Genomic DNA, 21,415 nt, shown 5'->3' on the forward strand with positions numbered 1-21,415 from the left:
GCCGCATTGCCCGTTATGCGGGCACGATTCCGTCATCCCGGCCAAAAACTCCGTGGCGCTTCCTCGGCTCGATTCACCTCAATGGCAAAGTCCCTGGCGCGCCTTTGCGTGGGGACTGCGCTCGATCACGCAGACGATCCTCACCATCGTGCTGTTCGTGACCTATCTCGGTATCGGCGCGCTTGCCCACGACACCCATTTCAGCCTGGCCTGGGCGCTCGCCTCGACGTTGTTCGTCTGGGCGGGCCCGGCGCAGATCATTCTGATCACCACGCTCGGCTCCGGCGCGACCATCATCCAGTCCGCGATCGCGGTCACCGTCAGTGCGATCCGGCTGTTTCCCATGGTGGTCTCGGTGCTGCCGCTGATGCGTACGCCGACGACCAAGCGGCGCGAGCTGTTCTTCGCGGCGCATCTCACCGCCGTGACGCTGTGGGTCGAATGCCATCGCTTCCTGCCACAGGTGCCGCGCGAGCGGCGGATCGCCTTCGTCAACGGGCTTGGCTTCGGTCTGGTCTCGGTGTGCCTCGTAGCCAACACCGTCGGCTATTTCCTCGCCGCCAACCTGACGCAGACGCTGGGCGCGGCGATCCTGCTGCTGACGCCGCTGTCCTTCCTGTTCTCGACCGCGCGCAACAGCCGCGAGGTCGGCGACGTCGTCGCGCTGGCGCTCGGGATCTTGCTCTATCCGCTGGCCGCGAAGATGAACTCCGGCCTCGACATCCTGGTCAGCGGCGTGGCGGCCGGCACGATCGGCTATGGCGTGCATTGGTGGCGGGAGGTGCGCGCATGAGTTTCGCGCAGCTGATCGGCGACTGGCACGCGCTCGTCGTGCTGTTCGTCGCCGGCGTCGTGCCCAACCAGATCTGGCGCATGCTGGGCCTGTGGTTCGGCGGCGGCATCGACGAGGGCTCCGAGCTGCTGGTCTGGGTGCGGGCCGTCGCGACTGCGATCCTGGCCGGCGTCATCGCCCAGATCGTGGTCGAGCCGCCGGGGGCGCTTGCCACCGTGCCTGACGTCCTGCGCTATGGCGCGGTCGGTGCCGGGCTCGTCGTCTTCCTGCTGACCCGCCGCTCGATCTTTGCGGGTGTGGTCACGGGCGAAGTCTTCATGCTGGCCGGCAAGTGGTGGTTGGGCTAAAACCGCCGGCGAACAGCAAGGAACTGGAAATATGGTTCGCGAACAGGAGCTCCGCGAGGGCGAGGTCGCCATCGATCTGCCGCCGACGCAAGATGCCGGCCTCGTCTTCATCGGCCGTATCCGCACCCCCTGGACGTCGCGGCTGGAAACGCCGCGGCAGGGGCGTCAGGATGGCCCGATATGCCGCCTCGAGATCTTCGAGCCATTCGCGCCGGCGATCAAGGGCGTCGATTTCTACAGCAATCTCGAAGTGCTCTACTGGCTCGACAAGTCGCGCCGCGACATCATCCTGCAAAGCCCGAAGAACAACGAGAAGACCCGCGGCACGTTCTCGCTGCGCTCGCCAGTGCGGCCCAATCCGATCGGCACGTCGATCGTGAAGCTGGTCGGTATCGAAGGCAACGCGATCCTGGTGCGCGGGCTCGATTGTCTCGACAACACGCCGCTGATCGACATCAAGCCCGACCGCTGCGAGTTCACCCCATTGGCCGCGCCGCAGAAGGGTGATTTCGAGACGGAATGACGATCAGCCCTTCAACGCCGCGATCAGCTTCGCGGCGTGCTCTTCCAGCACCTTGGCGTCCTCCTTGCGGCTCGCCGGCGGCAGCATGGCGACGCCGTCGTGGCGCGGCATGACGTGCATGTGCAGGTGAAACACCACCTGACCGCCAGCGGGCTCGTTGAACTGCTGCACGGTGATGCCGTCGGCCTCGAACGCCTTCATCGCCGCGGCGGCGATCTTGTGCGCGCCGCGGGCGACATGGGCGTAGTCGTCGGGCTTGATGTCGAGAATGTTGCGGGCGGGGACCTTCGGGATCACCAGCGTGTGGCCTGGTACGCGCGGCATGATGTCGAGGAAGGCGAAGACGTGCTCATCCTCGTACACCTTGTAGCAGGGCAGCTCGCCGCGCAGGATCTTTGCAAAAATGTTGTTGGTGTCGTAGGCGGTCATGGCAGCTCCTCGGCGGCTCCTCGAGATTTTGCGCTTACTGTCACCAGCAGCGGCGAGGCGTCAAGGCGCCTCGTCGGCGCCCTTGCGGAACGGGCCGAGCTCGGCCAGCTCCCGTCCGGCCTCCGCGACATAGGCGCGCTCGCGCTTGAGGTAATCGTCGATGGCGCGGCGCAGGCCGGGATCGGCGATGAAGTGCGCCGAATGGGTGGTGCGGGGCAGGTAGCCGCGCGCGATCTTGTGCTCGCCTTGCGCACCGGCCTCGACATGCCTGAGGCCGCGTTTGATGGCGAAGTCGATCGCCTGATAATAGCAGACCTCGAAATGCAGGAACGGATGATGCTCGACCGCGCCCCAGTTGCGGCCGAACAGCGTGTCCGAGCCGATGAAATTGATCGCGCCCGCGATCCAGCGATCGTTGCGGCGGGCCATCACCAGCAGCACGTCCTTGCTCATGGTCTCGCCGATCAGCGAGAAGAATTCGCGCGTCAGGTAAGGCCGGCCCCATTTGCGCGAGCCGGTCTCCATGTAGAATGCGAAGAAGGCGTCCCAGGCATCCTCGGTGATGTCCTTGCCCGTGAGCCAGTGGATGGTGATGCCGGCGGCCAGCGCATCGCGCCGCTCGCGCTTGATCGATTTGCGGTGGCGGGAGTTCAGCGTCGCCAGGAAATCATCGAAGCTCGTAAAACCCTCGTTGCGCCAGTGGAACTGCTGGTCGGTGCGCTGGAGGAAGCCGTGCTCGGCAAGCAGCTTCCATTCGGTCTCCTGCGCGAAGGTGACGTGGACCGAGGAGGCCTTGCTGACGCCGCACAGCGCCACCAGCCCGCTCGCCAGCGCCTCCGTGATGCGCTCGCGATCGACACCGTCGCGGACCAGCAGGCGCGGTCCCGTCGCCGGCGTGAAGGGAACCGAGACCTGGAGCTTTGGATAGTACCGCCCTCCGGCACGCTCATAAGCATCCGCCCAACCGCGATCGAAAACGTATTCGCCCTGGCTGTGCGATTTCAGATAGCAGGGCACGACGCCGACGACATGGCCGTCGACCTTGGCCACGAGATGCCGGGGGCCCCAGCCGGTGCGGATGGTCGCCGAACCCGAATTCTCGACGGCGGAAAGAAATGCGTGCGAGACGAACGGGTTATAGGCAGGTTTTGAGAGGCCGGGAGAATCGCCTGGATGGGCGGATGAGGTTCCCGGGCCATGCCCGTTGCAAGCCTTCTCGTTAAGAGCCTTGTCTGCAAGAGCCTTGTCTGTAAGGGCCTTGCCGGGATTGGCGCAGGCGTCCCACTCCTCGGGCGAGATTTCGCCAATGGACGGTACGGCCTCGAGCGTAATTTCGGATGATGCCATTGCGTCCAAGATCGTGCATTGCAGCAGCGACTTCAAGGGGCGGGAACAGGGGTCCTCGTGCCCCGGACGCAGCGCAGCGCTTCTTCAGCGGTGCGCTGCAGAGCCGGGGCCCATGTTGCAGCGGATTCGTGAGATGTGGGTCCCGGCTCTGCGCCGCAACGCTAAAGCGTGCAGCTCGTCCGGGACACCACGAGAGGTACACATGCCCTCTACGGCACGAACCCCTCGAAGATCATCTGATCCGCATATTGCCCGACCCGAGCCCGCTGCTCCGGGGTACGCACGGTCCAGCCAAGCAGGGCGCAACCGAAGACGTTGCGGGCGATCCAGGGCGCGGGGGCCGGGAGGTGATCGACCTTGAAGGCGACGAAATGCGGCTGGGTCTGGAAGCCATGGCGCAGATACAGCATGCTGTCGCGCTGCGCCTTGGTAAGCTTGGCCCAGTACTCGTCCTCATAGGTCCGTTGCGCGACGATGCCGCGCGGACGGGAGGGCAGCAATTGGCGTAGCGCCAGCACCTGGTCGGGATCGAACGACATGCCGACCGCGGGGCCGTCATAGGACGCCAGCACCTCGGCCATCCGCTTCACCAGCTTGCGGTCGCCGCCAAAATAGCTCTTCACCTCGATCACCAGCGGCACGCGGCCGGCGACCATGGCGCAGAGATCGCCGAGCGACATCATCCGCTCATCGGTATCCCTGAACTTGACCGCCTTCAGCTCCGCCGCGGTCTTCGAGATGACGTCCCCGGTGGCCTCGGTGAGACGGCCCAGCGCGTGGTCGTGATGCACCATGGCTTCGCCGTCGGCCGAGAGCTGGATATCGACCTCGATGGAAAAATTGCCCGCAATCGCAGCCTGCACCGCACCCGGCATGTTCTCGACGATGCCGCGCGAGATGTCATGCAGGCCGCGATGGGCGACCGGCCGGGCTGTCAGCCAATCCGGAGCACGCATTCGCGTCAGGCGACCTCGAACACGCCCTCGACCTCGACCGCCGCATCGGCGGGCAGCGAGGCGACCCCGACGGTGGTCCGGGCATGGCGGCCCTTGTCACCGAAGGCGGCGACCATCAGGTCGGAGGCTCCGTTGAGCACCTTCGGCCCATCGAGGAAGTCCGGCGCCGAGTTGATGAAGCCGCCGAGGCGCACCACGCGGACGACCTTGTCGAGATCGCCGAGCGCCGCCTTGACCTGGGCCAGCAAGTTGACTGCGCAGCCGCGCGCCGCCGCCGCGCCGTCCTCGATCGAGACGCCGGCACCCAGCTTGCCCTTGGCGATCAGCTTGCCGGCGGGGTCGAAGCAGACCTGGCCGGAGACGAACAGCAGATTGCCGGTGCGCACGAACGGGACGTAGTTGGCGACGGGGGTGGGGGCCTCATGCAGCTTGATGCCCTGTTCCGCCAGTTTCTGCTCGACCGTGCCCGCCATGTCCGACCTCGTTGTCCAAAATCATTTGCCCCGGCGCGTCCTTTGAGGGCCGGGCGCGCCCTGTTTCGCCCATCGTGCGGCCACATGCAAGCAATCGGAGGGCGGCTGCATTTTGTCGAGGCAGAGCAGCAGGTTCAACGCAAAGGGCAACTTTACGTGAAACGGCCTCAGTTGCGACGCAATGGAACGGTCATTAAAATGTCGAATCTGCGCTTTCCTCAGGGAACAGATATGGTGCACCTTTTCCGGACTTCGCTCGGTGTGATGGCGCTCGTGGCGGCCGCTTTCGGCCCCGGCGGCGGGGCGCTGGCCGCCAACGGTCCGTTCCTCGCGCACCAGGCACTCTACGACCTCAGCCTCGTCAAATCGCGCTCCAGTTCGGTCAACAACGCCCGCGGCCGCATCCTCTACAATTTCACGGGGAACGCCTGCGAGGGCTATACCTCGGAATTCCGCCAGGTCTCCGAGCTCGACAGCGGCGAGGGCAAGGTCACGCTCAGCGATCTTCGCTCCAATTCCTGGGAGGATGCCGCCGGCAAGAGCTACCGCTTCAAGATCGAGACGCGCATGAACGAGGCGGCTGCCGGCCGCGTCGACGGTTCGGCCGAGCGTGACGGCGACCATATCAACGTCAAGCTGAAGCTGCCGGCGCCGAAGAGCTTTACACTCGACGGCAAGATCGTGTTCCCGACCGAGCAGATCCAGCGCATCATCGCCGCCGCGAAAGAAGGAAAATCGCTGCTCGAGCTCTCCGTCTATGACGGCTCCGATGACGGCCAGAAGGTCTACAACACGCTGACCGTGATCGGCCAGCCGATCCCCGCCGACCGCGCTACCGCGTCCGATCCATCCACGTCGGACGAGCACATGAAGTCGCTCAAGCGCTGGCCGGTCACTGTCAGCTATTTCGACCGCGACGCCCAGCAGAAGGAAGGCGAGCAGACGCCGGTTTATGCGATGTCCTTCGAGCTCTATGAGAACGGCGTCTCGCGCCAGCTCGTGCTCGATTACAACGATTTCGTGATCTCGGGCGCGATGGGCAAGTTCGACGTCAAGGACAGCAAGCCCTGCAATTGATCTCAGCCGTCATTCCGAGTTCGGTCCTGCGGACCGCCGGGAATGAAGGGCTGGCTCTCTGCTCCCTCTCCAGCTAGGCTCCCTCCCAACCAAGAAGGGAGCCCGTCCTATGCCGAAGCTCGATCATCTTCGCCCCAGCGGCCTGCATCACAATCCCGCTTATTCCCACGTCGTCACCGCTTCCGGCGCGCGCACCATCTACATCTCCGGTCAGGTCTCGGTGGACGAGGAGGGACGGATCGTCGGCGAGGGCGATATCGCCGCGCAGACCACGCAGGTGATGCAGAATCTCGGCCACGCGTTGAAGGCGGCAGGCGCGAGCTATTCCAACATCGTGAAGATCACGACCTTCGTGGTGAACTACAAGCCGGAGCTGCGCCCGATCATCGGCAAGGCCCGCTCCGCGTTCTTCGAAGGCATGGAGCCGCCGGCGTCCACGCTCGTCGGTGTCTCCGCACTGGCAGCGCCGGAATGGCTGATCGAGATCGAGGCGGTGGCGGTTGCGGATTGATTGCGCTTTGCTCCATCCGGGGCTGCCAGTAGCGTCGCTATGCTGACCTCGGTTCGGCCATCTCTTGCAGAACCGCCATCGCCTCGTCGGCCCTGTCGGCGGGCACGAAGAGATGGTCGTGGTGGAAGGCTGATACGGCGTTCACGCTGATGCCGGCTTTGGCGAGACGGGCCGTGATCGCCGCCAGAAAGCCCACCGCATCGAGCGCGGAGTGAACCGTCAAGGTGATCAGGCGCGAGGGAAATTCATGGCGCAGCCCGGCACGTTCGGCCTCCTCGCGCAGTATCACCAGCGTTATTCCTTCGCCTTCGCGGAACGTCAGCATCGGGCTGATGGTGGTTGGAATGCTCGCACTCGGCGCAAGCGTGCAAAATACGAAGATGCCGTCCAGGATCTCCGGCCTCATGTTACTCAGCAGCGCGTCGAGATCGCGTTCGCCTGTCACAGTGCCAGTCCCCGAACCGGTAAGATCGCTTGAGCCCCTGCGAAGCTAGCGGCGCCAGCGGCTGTTGAAGCCATGGTCAACATACCTTTGTATATCTCCTCCAATCCTTCTCATGCGCTGACCTTACGCTGGTACAATTGAGCGACGGCGGGAGATTCTTAGAATTTGAGTCCACTCGGGTCACTGCGAGGAAGCTCAAATGAACGTCGTCATTCGAAAGCTCAACGGCTTGTGGCACCTCATCGTCGGGTCTTGCCAGATCCGAACGCCGTTCCTGGAAACTCAGGATCGGCAGCTGGTCGTTCAGTATGCCCGGCGCGCCTATCCGGGTGCACGGATATTCGAACGCGACTGAGTCGAGCAGGACTAGATCACTCCTGCGCCTTCTCCGGCCCGTCATACGCGATGCCACGGATCACCGCGGCGCTGCCGAACTTCTTGCGCAGGGTGTCCACCGCGCGTTCGGCGTGGGCGGCGCGTCGGTCGAGCATGTCGGTGTCGTCGGCGGGCGAGCCCTCGCGCAGCGCGCTGACGCCGGCACCCATCAGGCGGAAGGCGGTGCCGTCGATCTCCCTGGCCAGCATCTCGCGGCAGATCGAGAAGATCTTTGCGGCAAGCTGGGTCGGCGCTGCGATCGACTGCGAGCGCGTGCGCTGGCGGAAATCGGCGGTCTTCAGCTTCAGCGTGACGGTCGAGCCGGCCAGCTCGCTGCTCTTGAGGCGCGACGAGGTCTTCTCGCAGAGCCGCCACAGGATCTTCTCCAGCGTCGCGAAATCGCGGAGGTCGGTCTCGAAGGTGGTTTCGCTGGAAATCGTCTTGGCGCCGCGGTCGGGCTCGACGCGGCGGTCGTCGATGCCGCGTGCGAGCCGCCACAGTCGGCGGCCGTCGCTCGGAAACTGCCGCATCATCTCGATCTCGTCGGCCTTTTGCAGGTCGGCGATGATGCGGAAGCCGCGCTGCACGAGGCGCTCCTGCGTCGCTGGCCCCACGCCGAAGATGAAGCCGACCGGCCTCGAAGCCAGCATCAGACGGGCTTCCTCCTGGTCGAGCGCGGCAAAGCCGCGCGGCTTGTCGAGGTCGGAGGCGATCTTGGCCAGGAACTTGTTGCAGGACAGGCCGACCGAGACGGTGATGCCGATGTCACGCTCGACGTCGCGGGCAAAGCGCGCCAGCACCTTTGCCGGGATCATGCCGTGCACCCGTTCGGTGCCGGAGAGATCGAGGAAGGCCTCGTCGATCGAGAGCGGCTCGACCAGCGGCGTCAGCGCCTGCATGGCCTGGCGGACCTCGCGGCCGACGCGGACGTATTTCGCCATATCAGGACGGATCACGGTGGCATGCGGGCAGGCTTCCAGCGCCTTGAACATCGGCATCGCCGAGCGCACGCCATAGGTTCGCGCGATGTAGCAGGCGGCCGAGACCACGCCGCGCTTGCCGCCGCCGATGATGACGGGCTTGTCGGCGATGTCAGGATTGTCGCGTTTTTCGACCGTCGCATAGAAGGCGTCGCAGTCGATATGGGCGATGGTCAGCGAGGCGAGCGCCCGGTGGCGGACGAGGCGAGGGGAACCGCAGGCCGAGCAGCGCCGCACGCCCATACCCAGATCGGCCAGACAGTCCCGGCAGAAGCAGCGGGGCCCGGCCGGATCGGGGATGCTCACGGCACGTCCCGCTCCCAGGAAGGGTCGCCAAGCGCGTCGCCGAGGACCTGCCGCGCTGCAGCAACGTTGGTCGGATGCAGTTCCGCGGCCTGCGCAAAGGCCTTCACGGTGGCGTCATCGCGCAGCACGAAATCGAGCACGCTGAGGAGGAAATTCGGGTCCGCAGCGGCATTGCGGAGGGTCTCCGGACCCACCCCGGTCTCGGCCAGGAACAGGCCCAGCCGCTCGGGCTCGCCCGCGACAAAGGATAGCGCCTGAATCGCAACGATTTCAGCGACTTCGCGGGGGTTGTGAACAGGCTTTTTCACGGGCCCGATTTGCCTTTCCGTTAACTTTCGGTGTCTACTTTGCATCATGCCCGAGTCTCGTGCCTGAGTCTTGCGAGGCGAGGCAAGCAACTGGAAACCACATCGCAGAAAGTGGCCCCTCGGGTTTAACGAAACTCAAGCGAATCTGAGGCTAGTTTGAATCCAGTTTTCGAAGCGCCGGGAAGCGGCGTCTGAGGCGTCACATGTATCCGGCTTCGTGCCAATCAGGAGGGCGGGATGGCTAAGACCGTCCTGATCGTGGAAGACAACGAGCTCAACATGAAGCTCTTCCGCGACCTGTTGGAGGCCCACGGCTACCAGACCTCCGGCACCAGCAACGGCTACGAGGCGCTCGATCTCGTTCGCAAGATGCGGCCCGACCTCGTGCTGATGGATATCCAGTTGCCGCAAGTCTCCGGGCTCGAGGTGACGCGCTGGATCAAGGACGATCCTGAGCTGCGCACCATTCCCATCGTCGCGGTCACGGCATTCGCGATGAAGGGCGACGAAGAACGCATCCGCGAGGGCGGCTGCGAGGCCTATTTGTCCAAGCCGATCTCGGTCGGCAAATTCATTGAGACGGTCCGGCGTTTTATCGGATAGGAAGTGAGTTCAAAGTGTCCGCGCGTATCCTGGTTGTCGATGACGTTCCCGCCAACGTCAAACTCCTCGAGGCCCGCCTGTCCGCCGAATATTTCGACGTCATGACCGCCTCGAACGGCACCGAGGCGCTGGCGATCAGCCGCCGCGCCGAATGCGACATCATCCTGCTCGACGTGATGATGCCCGACATGGACGGTTTCGAAGTCTGCCGCCGCCTCAAGACCGATCCGGCAACGCATCACATTCCCGTCGTCATGGTGACGGCGCTCGACAGCCCCGCCGACCGCAATCGCGGGCTGGAAGCCGGCGCCGACGATTTCCTCACCAAACCCGTCTCCGACGTCGTGCTGATCGCGCGCGTGCGCTCGCTGACGCGGCTGAAGATGATGACCGATGAGCTGCGCATGCGCGCCATCACCTCGCTCGAGATCGGCATGCAGGCGCCCGAGCGCAGCGCCGTGGCCGACACCGGCAAGGGCGGCCGCATCCTCCTGGTCGACGATCGCGAGTCCTCCTATGAGCGGCTGGCGACCATCCTCGCCGCCGAGCACACCATCGACGTCGAGCCGAATCCGACGGAGGCGTTGTTCCACGCCGCCGAGGGCAATTACGACCTCCTGATCGTCTCGCTCGACCTCAACAATTTCGACGGCCTCAGGCTGTGCAGCCAGGCGCGCTCGCTGGAGCGCACGCGGCATGTGCCGATCCTTGCGATCGCCGATCCCGAGAATTCGACGCGGCTGCTGCGCGGCCTCGAGATCGGCGTCAACGACTATCTGCTGCGTCCGATCGACAAGACCGAGCTCCTGGCCCGCGCCCGCACCCAGATCCGCCGGCGCCGCTACACCGACCATCTGCGCGACAACGTGCAGAACTCGATCGAGATGGCGATCACCGACGCGCTCACCGGCCTGCACAATCGCCGCTACATGGAGAGCCATCTGGCAACGCTGGCCGAGCAGGCCTCGATGCGCGGCAAGCCGCTGGCGCTGATGATCCTCGACATCGACTACTTCAAGTCGATCAACGACAATTACGGCCACGACGCCGGCGACGACGTCCTGCGCGAGTTCGCGGTGCGCGTGCGCAAGTCGATCCGGGGCATCGATCTCGCCTGCCGCTACGGCGGCGAGGAGTTCGTGATCGTGATGCCGGAGACCGATCTGCACGTCGCCGGCATGGTCGCCGAGCGCCTGCGCCGCTCGATCGCGGGCGAGCCGTTCGCGATCCACAAGGGCACCAAGCGCATCGAGGTCACGATCTCGATCGGCCTCACCACGCTGGAGCGGAAGGGCGAGGCGGTTGCCGATGTCCTCAAGCGCGCCGACACCGCGCTCTACCGGGCCAAGCACGATGGCCGCAACCGGGTGGTGTCGCAGGCGGCGTGAGGCTGCCGCGACACAAAACTGCGAAAACAACCCCATGCACAGTAGCCGGCGTTAGTCGGATCAATGGCTTGCGCGGTGGCGCAGAAGCATGCGCTGGTGGCAGCGCAGTTTGACTTGTCGGGCAAAACAGGCGCATGTTGGTAGGGTCGGATAGTGGGGCTGATGCTGCTGCTACACCCCAGCTGTCGTCCCCGCCTAGCGCGCAATTGCGCACGGGGGCGGGGACCCATAACCCCAGGGAGGGGTTATCGCGCGAGCTGGTCACCACGAGTCTTCGCCAAACAATGGCCTGTGGTTATGGGTCCCGAATCTGCGCTCCGCTTCGCTGCGCTTGTCCGGGACGACAGTGATATTGTGGCGCCTACTTGCGTCCCTTCGCCAGCTTCCCATCCCCCACATCCACCCCCGCATTGCGCAGCAGCACCTTCGCCGCTTCCTTCGCGGCGCGCGCCATCGCCGGATCGTCACGCACCAAGTCCTGCGCGATGGAGCCGTCGACCAGGAGCACCAGCTGCGTTGCGAGCGCATCCGCATCGGCCACACCGAGCTCGTTCAGGCGGTCGCGAAACCAGAGGCGGCGGCTTTCCTTGAAGGCCACCGCGATCTTCTTCACCGCGCGATCCTGGGAGCCCAGCTCGGCGACCGCGTTCACGAATGGGCAGCCGCGAAAGTCCTTGGCCGCAAAGCGCCGCTCCAGCGAATCGAAGGTGGCGAGAATCTGCTCGGCCGGCGGCTTGTCGGACGGGCGCGCGCTTACGAAGCGGCGCTCGAGGTAGGCCGCGATCAGCGCGTCCTTGGACGGGAAGTGGTTGTAGAGCGTGCGCTTGCTTATGCCGATCTCGGCCGCAATGGTGTCGACGCCGATGGCGCGAATGCCTTGCAGATAGAACAGCTTGTCGGCGGTCTCGAGGATCCGCTCTTTCATCGTCTGTGGGGCGGGCGGGGGAGCCATGCAGCGGAATGCGTCCTGTTCGCTTGACAGCACCGTCCGACTATAGCCTAAGTACACAGGTCTGTGTAACCAAAATCAACCGATGTCGCAGACGACGGCACGCGTGCCGCGCCGCCGAGGGAGAGAAATATGCCCCTGTTGCAGGTCCTGCGTCCGACATTGCCGATCCTGATCGGCGCCTCGATCATGCTGACGCTCAGCATGGGGCTGCGGCAGAGCCTCGGCATCTTCATGCAGCCGCTGACGCATGACATTCACATTTCGATCTCGGATTTCACGCTGGCGCTGGCCGTGCAGAACCTCGCCTGGGGCTTTCTCCAGCCGCCCGCCGGTGCGCTCACCGTGCGCTATGGCTTCCGACCGATCATGATCGCGGGCGCGCTGATGTACATTGCGGGGCTCGCGCTGATGGCTACCGCGAACGGGCTCGTCAGCATCATGATCGGAGCGGGCGTGCTGATCGGCACGTCGCTGGCCTGCACCGCCGCCGCGATCGCGATGTCGGTGGCGGCGCGTGCGGTGCCGGAGACGGTGCGCTCCACCGTGCTCGGCATCGTCTCCGGCGCGGGCTCGCTCGGCGCGCTCTTGTCGGCGCCGATCGGGCAGGTGCTCAACGAGGGGTTTGGCTGGCGCATCGGGCTCGCCGGCTTCGTCATCATGTCGGTGCTGATGATTCCCGCGGCGTGGTATGCCGGCCGCGTCGATAAGGTGCCGCTACCCAAGCCGGCCGCCGACGAGATCGGCGATGCGACCGCAGCGTCGGTGACGAAGGCGGCATTCGGCAATGCGTCCTTCGTGGTGATGACCTGTGCCTATCTCGTCTGCGGCATGCAGCTCGTGTTCCTCACTACGCATCTGCCGTCGTATCTGGCGATCTGCGGCCTCGATCCGATGCTCAGCGCGCAGACGCTCGGCATGATCGGCGGCTTCAACGTGCTGGGCTCGCTGTTCTTCGGCTGGGCAGGCCAGCGCTGGAACAAGCTGGCGCTGCTGGGCGGCATCTACATCCTGCGCTCGCTGGCGCTCGCCTGGTACTTCACGCTGCCGGCGACGCCGTTCTCGACGCTGCTGTTCGGCGCGATCATGGGCTTTTTGTGGATGGGCGTCGGCCCGCTGGTCGCGGGCGCGGTCGCGGAGATGTTTGGCCTGCGTTGGCAGGCGATGATCCAGGGCCTCGCCTTCATGAGCCACCAGATTGGCAGCTTCCTCGGCGCCTATGGCGGCGGGGTGCTCTACGACACGCTCGGCTCCTACACCATGGCCTGGCGCATCGGCGTGGCGCTCGGCCTCGCCGGCGGCATCGTGCAGGTGGCGTTCGCGCTGATCCGCCCGTCGCAGCCGCCGGCGCCGTTGTTGAAGGCGGCGTAGGCGCGAGGAGGGGACTCAAAGAACGTCTGCTTGGGAGTTTGGAACTGATGCCGCGTTGCTTCGTCGCAATCGACAGCTTGTGACTCAAGCCGACGTAGCGCAGGAACGCGCTGCGGGCCGTTTTTTGACCGGAAACGTCCATCACCCTTCCGGCACGCTAGCGAGGCGGAAGCCTTCACACGCGCGCTCGACCCCAGCAAGGAAAGCTCGATTGTCGCTTTGTTGTGCAGTGACGAAGCGACGGATGGTGAAACCTGAGTTGAGCGCAAGTCCCGTTCTTGCAGCGGTTCGCGCCTCATCGAGCGCGCCGGTCAGGCCTAACGCAGCGGCGAGCGCCAAATGAGCGAGAGGAAAGTTTCGGTTCGCCTCGGTGCTTCGTCGTAGCCAACTGACCGCTTCGACGTCCGAACCCAGCTGTAGCTTGGCCACGCCTACAAAACACGCCCATAGGTAGGTCTCAACGTCCCGAGGGGAGAGACGTAAAGCCTCCAGTATATGGCCTTCGGTCTCGGCAGCGCGCCCCATATAGAATTTGGCAAAACCAAGGGCCGCATGAGCGCTGGGCCTGTTCGAATCCAGCGCCAAGACATGCTCGAATTCACGGATGCCTTGGGCGGCCCGGTTCGTAAAGATCTGGATCCAACCCCGAGTCAAGTGGGCTGAAGTATGGTTCGGCCTGATCGACAATGCCTTATTCACCATCGCCTCGGCCGCTGCAAACCGAGCAGGCCCGTCATCCGTCGTAAAGCTGGCTCCAACGGCCCTATCAACATTTGCCAGGCCAATCATTGCTTCGACGTTGCCGGGGTCAAACTCTAGAGAGCGTTCGAAGAAGCTCCGCGCTTGCGTCACGCATTCAAGGCTAAACCCGTTCATCAACCAAGCCCGGCCTTGGAAGTACAAATCCATCGCATCAGGGTGCGGCGTACGCTCTGCTCGTCGCGCCTCAGCCTCGATGAGTTGGGCACCTAATGTGTTGGCGAGCCTCGATACGATTTCGTCCTGCATGTCGAACAGGTCGACGACAGGCTTCTCGAATCGCTCGCCCCAAAGATGCTGGCCGCTGATAGCATCAATCAACTGCACGTTGATGCGAAGCCGCTTACCGCTGCGTTGCACTGAACCTTCGAGCACGTAGCGAACGTTTAATTCGCGGCCGACTTGCCGTACATCGACTGCCCTAGCCCTGTATGAGACGGCGCTGTTCCGCGCGATTACAAATGAACCAGCGATGCGCGACAAGTCCGTGGTCAAACTGTCGGTTACACCATCCGCGAAATAGTCCTGCTCACGATCACCGCTCAGATTCGTGAAGGGTAGCACGACGATGGATAGGCGCGGCGGCGTGTCGCCAGTCCGCTCGACTGCGCGAACCGTCTCATTTGCGGGCCTCCGGGCTTCCTGCGCTGCACCAACGAAGCGAAAACCTTTGCGCGGCAATGTTTTGATCAACTGCTGTTTCTCGCCGGTGTCGCCGATGGCGCTCCGGGCGGCATTGATGCGCGTCGTCAGAGCGGCGTCCGAGACGATGCGACCATTCCAGACGCCAGCGATGAGGTCGTCCTTACTGACGACACGTTCCCTGTTCCGGATCAAATAGTTCAGAAGGTCAAATACCTGCGGCGCGATAGAGATTGTCTCGGCTCCTTGCCGCAACTCCCGCCGTTCCGTATCCAGCGTGAAATCCGAAAAGGAGTAAAGCAAATGCATCCTCCTGCGGTACGATCCCACCTGTGGAGCTGATATGTAAGCAGACGGTAAGGAGAATGGAAGGCGCCCGTAAAGCGCTTCTCGTGACCTCGGCGCATCCTCGTACGCAGCTGAACTGCATGAACTGCTTGCGGATCTCGCGTCACGAGGGAGGATGTCATGTGGCGGATGGCTGTACTGACGTGGGCTGCCACTGCAGCGAGGCTCTTGATCTGGGTCGTATGCGTTCTCGCCTCTGCGAACCGCGCTCACGCTCAATGCTCGGCGCGCGATGTGTTGCAGAGGCAGTTAGTACTCAAGGCGGCGCCCGTTGTCCCGACACGCACGGGTCCGGTAACGTCCGTTTCGGATGTTGCCGAATGGAAAACGATCAGCATCGGGACGTTCCCGGATACGTTTGCTCTCCTCACCGCACTGAGTGCGACGGGTTGCGGCGTCGGTAACTCGGCTGCGGAGGCTCTTGCCCGACCTGCGTTTACGCTCAGCGGTACCAGAACGGCGGTAACACTTCTGACAGTGACCGCGGCCGATCTGGGCTTCCGGGGTGAGACGGTGCCATTGCTGCAAATCTACGAACTCGCGCAGCAACTGGGCTTCAGGCTTGCACCGCCCGAAATCGCTCCGCAGCTCAGACTTCAATATCTGGACCAGCCCGTAGGTGAGTTTCTCGTCATCGGGATGAACCCGATCCGGACATGGGCTGGTGAAGAGGTCATCCTGACCGTCGCAAACGGGGGAGCGGGTCTCATTCTCATCGGCCAGGAGGGACGCGCCGACGCGGAAATACCAGTGACCTCCCGCTTCGTGTTCCTGCGTTCCTTGCCGATTACGCCAGCTGTGCTGAATCGAAACTGATTTTCCGAGATGGCCGAGGTGACTAAATGCTGGCGATCAGAGCGACGAAGCGCTTGGCAGCTCAAATCTGCCTGCTGCTACTGCTAGTGTCGACCGCAACATTTGCGCGAGATGACGGACGCTATGCGAATTCCCCGCTGAAGCCCTGGTTCGAGAGTCTGCAAAGCGAATTCGGGAAGTGCTGTGAAGACTCCGACGCCTACGTGGTCTCCGAACCGAATTGGAAGTCGGATCACGGACAATACCGCGTTCGCATCGACGACGAATGGGTGCTCGTGCCAGACGGCGCTGTCATCAAGCAACCCAATCTTGCAGGACGGACCATGGTCTGGAAGCACTACATCGATGGACATCCTCGTGTCCGCTGTTTCATTCCGGGCAGCATGACGTGATTCGTCGACCATCGTTTAGTGCAGTGATAGAGCGGAAGTCGGCGGCACCCGGCCAAGCCGACTTGAATGATCATGGGCGGCGTGGAGCCAACGCTTCCGAAACCCCACCCCGTCCTCGTTATCCAGCCGGTCTCCAATGTGCTAGTTTGAAGCTGGCGATCGGCTACTTCCAGGCTTGGCGCACGGGCGCGGGACACGAGACTGCGGCGCAGTCTGGCGGGGGAACTGTTGGGTGAACCAGGGGAGAAGGCCCATGAAGGATCTGGCTGGACGGACCGCCTTCGTGACGGGGGCTGCCTCGGGGATTGGCCTCGGGATCGCGACCGCGTTGTCACAGGCCGGAGTGAAGGTCATGCTCTGCGACATCGAGGAACAGGCGCTGAAAAAAGCGGTCGCGGACCTGAAGACACGGACCAACGTCGATGTCGATGACGTGAAAGCCGACGTCTCGCTCAAAGGCGAACTTCAGGCGGCAGCGGACACGACCATCGCGCGGTATGGCAAGATCCACATCTTGGTCAACAATGCGGGCGTGGGCGGCGGCGGCCCGTATGGTGAGTGGACCGATGCCGGTTGGGACTGGGTCCTCGGCGTCAACCTGAGGTCGGTGATCTGGGGCTTCGAGATTTTCGGTCCGCTGATCGAAGCGCATGGCGAAGGAGGGCAGGTTGTTTCCACAGCGTCCGTGGCCGGGCTGATTCCGGGACCAAGTCCGGCGTACGACGTGAGCAAATACGGAGTGGTGGCGCTGTCCGAAGGGATGCGTAAGGTCCTCGCGCCGAGGAAGATCGGAGTCTCTGTTCTGTGTCCGGGCATAGTTCGCACGCAGATCATGAACTCCCGGCGCAACGTGCCGCAGCGATTTGCCGGGGCCGTCGGCAATCCTCCGCCGACGGAAGGACCTCGCGCCGAGTTCATCAAGGCATTCGAGGAACGGATCAGCTGCGGCATTGATCCGCTCTACGTGGGCGAGTTGGTCTGCGAGGCCATCGAAAACGACTGGCCTTACATTTTCACCGATACCGAGCACGAACCCTACATCGACGAGCGCTTCGCGGCGATCAGGCAGGGCTTCGACCGCATCCGCGGCCGAACGCCGCGACGCTAGCTCTCGTGTCTGCTCAGAGTTGTCGGTCACCAAGCGACCCAGGGGATGCGGTCGCTTAGTCGATGCCGCTTCGAGAAGGTTCATGCGGCTCTCGAAAATTTCGCCGCTCCTCAGGGCTTGTATCCAGTCATAGGATCGGTTCTCCGGGCACAATGGCTTTGGCCCCATCGCTGAACGGCTGCGTTGGCGTCAAGGGCCGAGCTGCTGGTCGAATCCGGTCATTGCCGCAAAACAAAAGGCACAGGGGGGACGATCATGTCCGCGTTATCACGCCGCGATTTCCTGGCACTGTCGACATCCGTTGCTACGGTCGGCCTCACCGCGCCGGTGCGGGCGGCTATGGGCCCGAACGACAAGTTCGATCTGGTGATCCGCGGCGGCGAGGTGCTCGACGCCAGCCAGTCACTGCGCGCCAGACGCGATATCGGCATCCGCTGGGGGGTAATCGAGACGGTGCAGGAAACCATTCCCGCCGAGCGTGCGCTGAAGAGCATCGACGCCTCAGGCAAGCTCGTGATGCCCGGCCTGGTCGATCTGCATTGTCACGTCTATCCTTACGGCTCGGCGATCGGCATTCCCGCTGACGAGCTCGTGCAGTTCCAGGCCACGACGACCGTCGTTTCGGCAGGCGATGCCGGGGTCAACAATCTGGCGGCGCTGCGCCGGTTCATCGTGGCCCAGACCCGGGCGCGGATGTACGCCTTCGTCCATATCGCCAATAACGGCCTGTCGGCGTTCCCGGCTGCCGAGCTGTACAATATCGACGTCGCACAGACCGAAGCCTGCGCAATGGCGCTCGCCGAGAACGCTGATTTCCTGCTTGGGGTCAAGGTGCGTATGTCGGAGAACGTGATCTACAAGCACGGGCTCGAGCCGCTGAAGCGCGGCATCCAGGCGTGCGAGATGTGCGGCTGGCCGGCCAAGATGATGGTGCATATCGGCGGCGTCGAAACCAAGGAGCTGATGTCGCAGATTCTCGATCTGCTGCGCCCGGGTGACGTGCTGACGCATGCCTATTCCGGCGCTCCTAACATGTCCAACGTCTTCACCAATATCGTCCAGGACGGCAAGCTGCTGCCTGCGGCGCTGGCGGCCAAGCAGCGTGGCGTCATGTTCGACGTCGGCCATGGCGGCGGCAGCTTCGACTTCACCGTGGCGGAAGTGGCGATCCCCGGCGGATGCACGCCGGACACCATCTCCTCCGACATCCACGTCTTCTCCGGCAATTCGCCGGGCATTCCGTTCCTGCCCAATGTGATGAGTAAGTTCATGACGCTCGGCTTTACGTTGGAGCAGGTGGTCGCGATGGCCACCACGGCGCCGGCGAAAATCATCAATCGCGCGCCGAAGATCGGTACCCTGCAAGTCGGTGCGCCCGGCGATGTCGCCATCATGGAGCTGGTGGAGGGACCGGTCAGCTTCGTCGACACCCGCAACAACAGGAGGGAAGGGAAGGCCTATCTCAAGCCGATCCAGACCGTGATCAACGGGGTGCCCTTCGGCCGGCCTTATCAAGCGCCGTTCGCGGTCAGATAGAGAGGCGGCCGACGGCGCGCATCTCGGCCGTTCATCTCTCGAGCCTTCCGACGCGATGCCGTGCATCGCATGTCTCGTATCCGAGCGACGACGGCTTGTCGTGGCTCGGAGATTGCGTGTCAAGACGCGAGAGCAGAGGGCTGGTGCTCAACCGCAGCAGAAGACCTGCGGCGAGGAAGAATTAACGCGAGCGTCCCGAGCGCTTGAGATCGGCGACCTTGAACCTGTTGCCGGCCTGCTGGCTGCTGCAGAACCAGTGGGCTTTGTTTCGAAACTCGCCGAGGAACACCTTCGTCTCGACGCAATTCTCGTAGGATGAATGGGTGATGGTGTCTCGGCACGTTGGCGACAGGGGTCCATAGTTCAGGCCGCCACCCGACTCGCTGCATCCAATCCAGGGCTCGTTGCCGTGCCGGAAGCTTGATGCACAGCCGCCGTTGCAACTGCTGGCGACTTTCTCCAGGCTGGCAATCCTCCCCATCACAGAACCCGGCGCATACGAAGGCGCACGCGCGGTTGACGTTTGAACGTTGGCGCGGTCCGGCGGGATGCCGTTGTGCTTGCTCCCCGTTCAGACACGTGCGGTCTTGCCACCTGTTGCGGCGCATCGACCGTGACAGGGGGAAGCGTGGCGGCGGGGCCCGTTGGGATTTGCGATGCTGCCGGGGCGCACAGCAAAACCGTCGACAAGGCAGCGATGGTTGAAGGCACGCCGCAGCGCCGGGAGGCGAGACGGCCAAAATAAAACGGGGCCATGGAGGCCCCGCAAAACGCTTCGACGCTTGAGCGGATCTTACTTGATCTTGGCTTCGCGGAATTCGACGTGCTTGCGCGCGACCGGATCGTACTTCTTCTTGACCAGCTTGTCGGTCATGGTGCGCGAGTTCTTCTTGGCGACGTAGTAGAAGCCGGTGTCGGCCGAGGACACGAGCTTGACCTTGATGGTGACCGCTTTGGCCATGTTCTGAACCTCAGGAATGAAGGGAATCTGGAGCCGGCCAAACGGCCCGCGTTGGCCGGCAACCTAGCCAGAAACCGCCTGATGTCAAGGTTTCGGAGCGTTTTCGAGCGAAGTGGGCACCGGTTCGCGTCAAGAAAACGCGTCAAAAACAACAACGTAGAGTCCCGAACGGGGCTCTAGACCCCGAAAACCGCTCAAATCGGCCCGATCAGGCCTCGAAGAACCGGTTTTTCGGCCGCGGCAGGCCCAGATTCTCCCTCAAAGTGGCCCCTTCATACTCCTTGCGGAAAATCCCGCGCCGCTGCAGCTCCGGCACGACCTTGTCGACGAAGTCGTCGAGGCCGGCAGGGACGAACGGGAACATGATGTTGAAGCCATCGGAGCCCCGCCCGACCAGCCATTCCTCCATCTGGTCGGCGATGGTCCTGGCCGTGCCGACGAAAGACAGGCCGCCATAGCCGCCGACGCGCTGGGCGAGCTGGCGCACGGTGAGCTTTTCGCGCGCGGCGAGATCGACCATGCGCTGGCGGCCGCTCTTGCTGGCGTTGGTCTCGGGGATGTCGGGAAGGGGCCCGTCCGGATCGAATCCGGAGGCATCGGTGCCGAGGATGACGGACAGCGAGGCGATGGCGCTGTCGTAGTGCACGCGGCTGTCGAGCAGCGCGCGCTTCTCCCTGGCCTCATCGACGCTGTCGCCGACCACGACGAAGGCGCCGGGGAGGATCTTCAGATGCTCGGGGTCGCGACCGATCTTCTCCATGCGGCCCTTGATGTCGGCATAGAGTTTCTGCCCGTCGGCGAGGCTGCCGCCGCCGGTGAACACGGCTTCCGCGGTTTCGGCCGCGAGCTGCTTGCCGTCCTCGGAGGCGCCGGCCTGCACGATCACCGGCCAGCCCTGCACGGGACGGGCGATGTTCAGGGGCCCGCGCACCTTCAGATATTTGCCGTTGTGGTCGAGCGTGTGCATCTTCGCGGGATCGAAGAACAGCCCGCTCTCGACATCGCGCACGAAAGCATCGTCGGCGAAGGAATCCCACAGGCCGGTGACGACGTCGTAGAATTCGCGGGCGCGCTTGTAGCGCTCGGCGTGCTCCATGTGATCTTCGAGGCCGAAATTCAGCGCCGCGTCCGGGTTCGAGGTGGTGACGATATTCCACCCCGCACGCCCGCCGCTGAGATGGTCGAGCGAGGCGAAGCGGCGTGCGACGTGATAGGGCTCGTCGAAGGTGGTCGAGCCTGTCGCGATCAGGCCGATGCGCTCGGTGACCGCCGAGAGCGCCGACAGCAGCGTGAACGGCTCGAACGAGGTCACGGTGTGGCTGCGCTTGAGCGCGTTGATCGGCATGTTCAAGACGGCGAGGTGATCGGCCATGAAAAAGGCGTCGAACTTGCCGGCCTCGAGCTTTTGAATCAGCTGCTTGATGTGCGAGAAGTTGAAATTGGCGTCGGGCCAGGCCCCGGGATAGCGCCAGGCGCCGGTGTGGATGCTGATCGGGCGCATGAACGCGCCAAGCTTGAGTTGCCGTTGTGCCATCGCCCGGTGTCCTGCTTCATTGTCGTTCGGAAGGACATAGGTACGGGCTGCGCCAGTGCCACGGGGATCGCGCGGAACAATTTTTTGATTTTTGGGCGTTCCTCAGCATGTTCGTCATTCCGGGTTCGATGCTTCGCA

24 protein-coding genes are annotated in these 21,415 nt (G+C 63.7%); 13 read left to right on the forward strand and 11 right to left on the reverse strand.

Features of this window, described 5'->3' with window-relative positions:
- Positions 1–52: 52 nt before the first annotated feature.
- From XH87_RS34330 to tsaA, 3 genes are read left to right on the forward strand one after another with little or no spacing between them, the layout of a single operon-like run.
- Positions 53–793, forward strand: coding sequence for an AzlC family ABC transporter permease (locus XH87_RS34330; RefSeq protein ID WP_271590621.1), 741 nt, complete (start codon positions 53–55; stop codon positions 791–793).
- Positions 790–1,140: an AzlD domain-containing protein gene (locus tag XH87_RS34335; RefSeq protein ID WP_035709782.1), complete on the forward strand. Its 351-nt coding sequence runs from the start codon at positions 790–792 to the stop codon at positions 1,138–1,140. Before XH87_RS34330 ends, XH87_RS34335 begins: the two co-directional genes overlap by 4 nt.
- 31 nt (positions 1,141–1,171) lie before the next feature.
- Positions 1,172–1,663 (forward strand): tRNA (N6-threonylcarbamoyladenosine(37)-N6)-methyltransferase TrmO, encoded by a 492-nt coding sequence (tsaA, locus tag XH87_RS34340; protein WP_035709784.1) that lies wholly within the window; start codon positions 1,172–1,174, stop codon positions 1,661–1,663.
- 3 nt (positions 1,664–1,666) lie between these two features.
- On the opposite strand, the gene XH87_RS34345 is transcribed toward tsaA, so the two are convergent.
- From XH87_RS34345 to XH87_RS34360, 4 genes are all read right to left on the reverse strand, one after another.
- A complete protein-coding gene (locus XH87_RS34345; protein WP_271590622.1) occupies positions 1,667–2,092 on the reverse strand; it encodes an HIT family protein in 426 nt (141 codons plus the stop codon).
- Positions 2,093–2,152: 60 nt separating this feature from the next.
- Positions 2,153–3,439 carry a GNAT family N-acetyltransferase gene (locus XH87_RS34350; protein ID WP_271590623.1) on the reverse strand — a complete coding sequence of 429 codons (1,287 nt, stop codon included), beginning with the start codon at positions 3,437–3,439 and terminating at the stop codon, positions 2,153–2,155.
- 209 nt (positions 3,440–3,648) lie between these two features.
- Positions 3,649–4,395, reverse strand: a complete 747-nt coding sequence (locus tag XH87_RS34355) for a glycerophosphodiester phosphodiesterase (protein WP_271590624.1) — start codon at positions 4,393–4,395, stop codon at positions 3,649–3,651.
- Positions 4,396–4,400: 5 nt separating this feature from the next.
- Positions 4,401–4,868 carry a RidA family protein gene (locus tag XH87_RS34360; protein ID WP_014494672.1) on the reverse strand — a complete coding sequence of 156 codons (468 nt, stop codon included), beginning with the start codon at positions 4,866–4,868 and terminating at the stop codon, positions 4,401–4,403.
- 231 nt (positions 4,869–5,099) lie between these two features.
- On the opposite strand from XH87_RS34360, the gene XH87_RS34365 reads away from it, so the two are divergent.
- Positions 5,100–5,945, forward strand: coding sequence for a cell envelope integrity EipB family protein (locus XH87_RS34365; RefSeq protein ID WP_271590625.1), 846 nt, complete (start codon positions 5,100–5,102; stop codon positions 5,943–5,945).
- Between the two features lie 109 nt (positions 5,946–6,054).
- Entirely contained in the window at positions 6,055–6,456 is a 402-nt protein-coding gene (locus XH87_RS34370; RefSeq protein ID WP_271590626.1) for a RidA family protein, read from the forward strand.
- A 37-nt stretch (positions 6,457–6,493) separates the two neighbouring features.
- On the opposite strand, the gene XH87_RS34375 is transcribed toward XH87_RS34370, so the two are convergent.
- Entirely contained in the window at positions 6,494–6,901 is a 408-nt protein-coding gene (locus XH87_RS34375; protein WP_271590627.1) for an ACT domain-containing protein, read from the reverse strand.
- A gap of 199 nt (positions 6,902–7,100) precedes the next feature.
- On the opposite strand from XH87_RS34375, the gene XH87_RS34380 reads away from it, so the two are divergent.
- A complete protein-coding gene (locus XH87_RS34380; protein WP_008548553.1) occupies positions 7,101–7,256 on the forward strand; it encodes a hypothetical protein in 156 nt (51 codons plus the stop codon).
- Positions 7,257–7,272: 16 nt separating this feature from the next.
- Here the strand turns inward: XH87_RS34380 and XH87_RS34385 are convergent, their stop codons facing one another.
- A complete protein-coding gene (locus XH87_RS34385; protein WP_271590628.1) occupies positions 7,273–8,562 on the reverse strand; it encodes a DNA polymerase IV in 1,290 nt (429 codons plus the stop codon).
- Positions 8,559–8,870, reverse strand: coding sequence for a DUF3572 domain-containing protein (locus XH87_RS34390; RefSeq protein ID WP_035709806.1), 312 nt, complete (start codon positions 8,868–8,870; stop codon positions 8,559–8,561). The genes XH87_RS34385 and XH87_RS34390 overlap by 4 nt, the downstream gene beginning before the upstream one ends.
- 237 nt (positions 8,871–9,107) lie before the next feature.
- Between XH87_RS34390 and XH87_RS34395 the strand changes: the two genes are divergently transcribed.
- The gene (locus XH87_RS34395; RefSeq protein WP_035709808.1) at positions 9,108–9,473 is read left to right on the forward strand and encodes a response regulator; all 366 of its coding nucleotides are present in this window, start codon (positions 9,108–9,110) and stop codon (positions 9,471–9,473) included.
- A gap of 14 nt (positions 9,474–9,487) precedes the next feature.
- Positions 9,488–10,861, forward strand: coding sequence for a PleD family two-component system response regulator (locus XH87_RS34400; protein WP_271590629.1), 1,374 nt, complete (start codon positions 9,488–9,490; stop codon positions 10,859–10,861).
- A 361-nt stretch (positions 10,862–11,222) separates the two neighbouring features.
- Here XH87_RS34400 and XH87_RS34405 read toward each other — a convergent pair whose 3' ends face one another.
- A complete protein-coding gene (locus XH87_RS34405; protein ID WP_333909210.1) occupies positions 11,223–11,813 on the reverse strand; it encodes a TetR/AcrR family transcriptional regulator in 591 nt (196 codons plus the stop codon).
- A gap of 129 nt (positions 11,814–11,942) precedes the next feature.
- On the opposite strand from XH87_RS34405, the gene XH87_RS34410 reads away from it, so the two are divergent.
- On the forward strand, positions 11,943–13,181 hold the full coding sequence (locus XH87_RS34410) for an MFS transporter (protein WP_271590631.1): 1,239 nt from the start codon (positions 11,943–11,945) through the stop codon (positions 13,179–13,181).
- 141 nt (positions 13,182–13,322) lie between these two features.
- Here the strand turns inward: XH87_RS34410 and XH87_RS34415 are convergent, their stop codons facing one another.
- Positions 13,323–14,891, reverse strand: coding sequence for a winged helix-turn-helix domain-containing tetratricopeptide repeat protein (locus XH87_RS34415; protein ID WP_271590632.1), 1,569 nt, complete (start codon positions 14,889–14,891; stop codon positions 13,323–13,325).
- A gap of 273 nt (positions 14,892–15,164) precedes the next feature.
- Here XH87_RS34415 and XH87_RS34420 point away from each other — a divergent pair, with 273 nt between their 5' ends.
- The 4 genes from XH87_RS34420 (at position 15,165) to XH87_RS34435 (ending at position 18,782) form a co-directional block, all read left to right on the forward strand.
- The gene (locus tag XH87_RS34420) at positions 15,165–15,746 is read left to right on the forward strand and encodes a hypothetical protein (RefSeq protein ID WP_333909211.1); all 582 of its coding nucleotides are present in this window, start codon (positions 15,165–15,167) and stop codon (positions 15,744–15,746) included.
- Positions 15,747–15,772: 26 nt separating this feature from the next.
- Positions 15,773–16,138 (forward strand): hypothetical protein, encoded by a 366-nt coding sequence (locus XH87_RS34425; protein WP_035709836.1) that lies wholly within the window; start codon positions 15,773–15,775, stop codon positions 16,136–16,138.
- A gap of 253 nt (positions 16,139–16,391) precedes the next feature.
- The gene (locus XH87_RS34430) at positions 16,392–17,246 is read left to right on the forward strand and encodes an SDR family NAD(P)-dependent oxidoreductase (protein ID WP_271590634.1); all 855 of its coding nucleotides are present in this window, start codon (positions 16,392–16,394) and stop codon (positions 17,244–17,246) included.
- Between the two features lie 255 nt (positions 17,247–17,501).
- A complete protein-coding gene (locus XH87_RS34435) occupies positions 17,502–18,782 on the forward strand; it encodes an amidohydrolase/deacetylase family metallohydrolase (RefSeq protein ID WP_271590635.1) in 1,281 nt (426 codons plus the stop codon).
- A gap of 793 nt (positions 18,783–19,575) precedes the next feature.
- Here the strand turns inward: XH87_RS34435 and rpmG are convergent.
- Together rpmG and XH87_RS34445 are read right to left on the reverse strand one after the other, a co-directional pair.
- A complete protein-coding gene (gene rpmG / locus XH87_RS34440) occupies positions 19,576–19,743 on the reverse strand; it encodes a 50S ribosomal protein L33 (RefSeq protein ID WP_007603295.1) in 168 nt (55 codons plus the stop codon).
- A gap of 208 nt (positions 19,744–19,951) precedes the next feature.
- Positions 19,952–21,277 carry an LLM class flavin-dependent oxidoreductase gene (locus XH87_RS34445; RefSeq protein WP_271590636.1) on the reverse strand — a complete coding sequence of 442 codons (1,326 nt, stop codon included), beginning with the start codon at positions 21,275–21,277 and terminating at the stop codon, positions 19,952–19,954.
- Between the last annotated feature and the right edge of the window lie 138 nt (positions 21,278–21,415).

Source organism: Bradyrhizobium sp. CCBAU 53415, assembly GCF_028128735.1.
GTDB lineage: Bacteria > Pseudomonadota > Alphaproteobacteria > Rhizobiales > Xanthobacteraceae > Bradyrhizobium.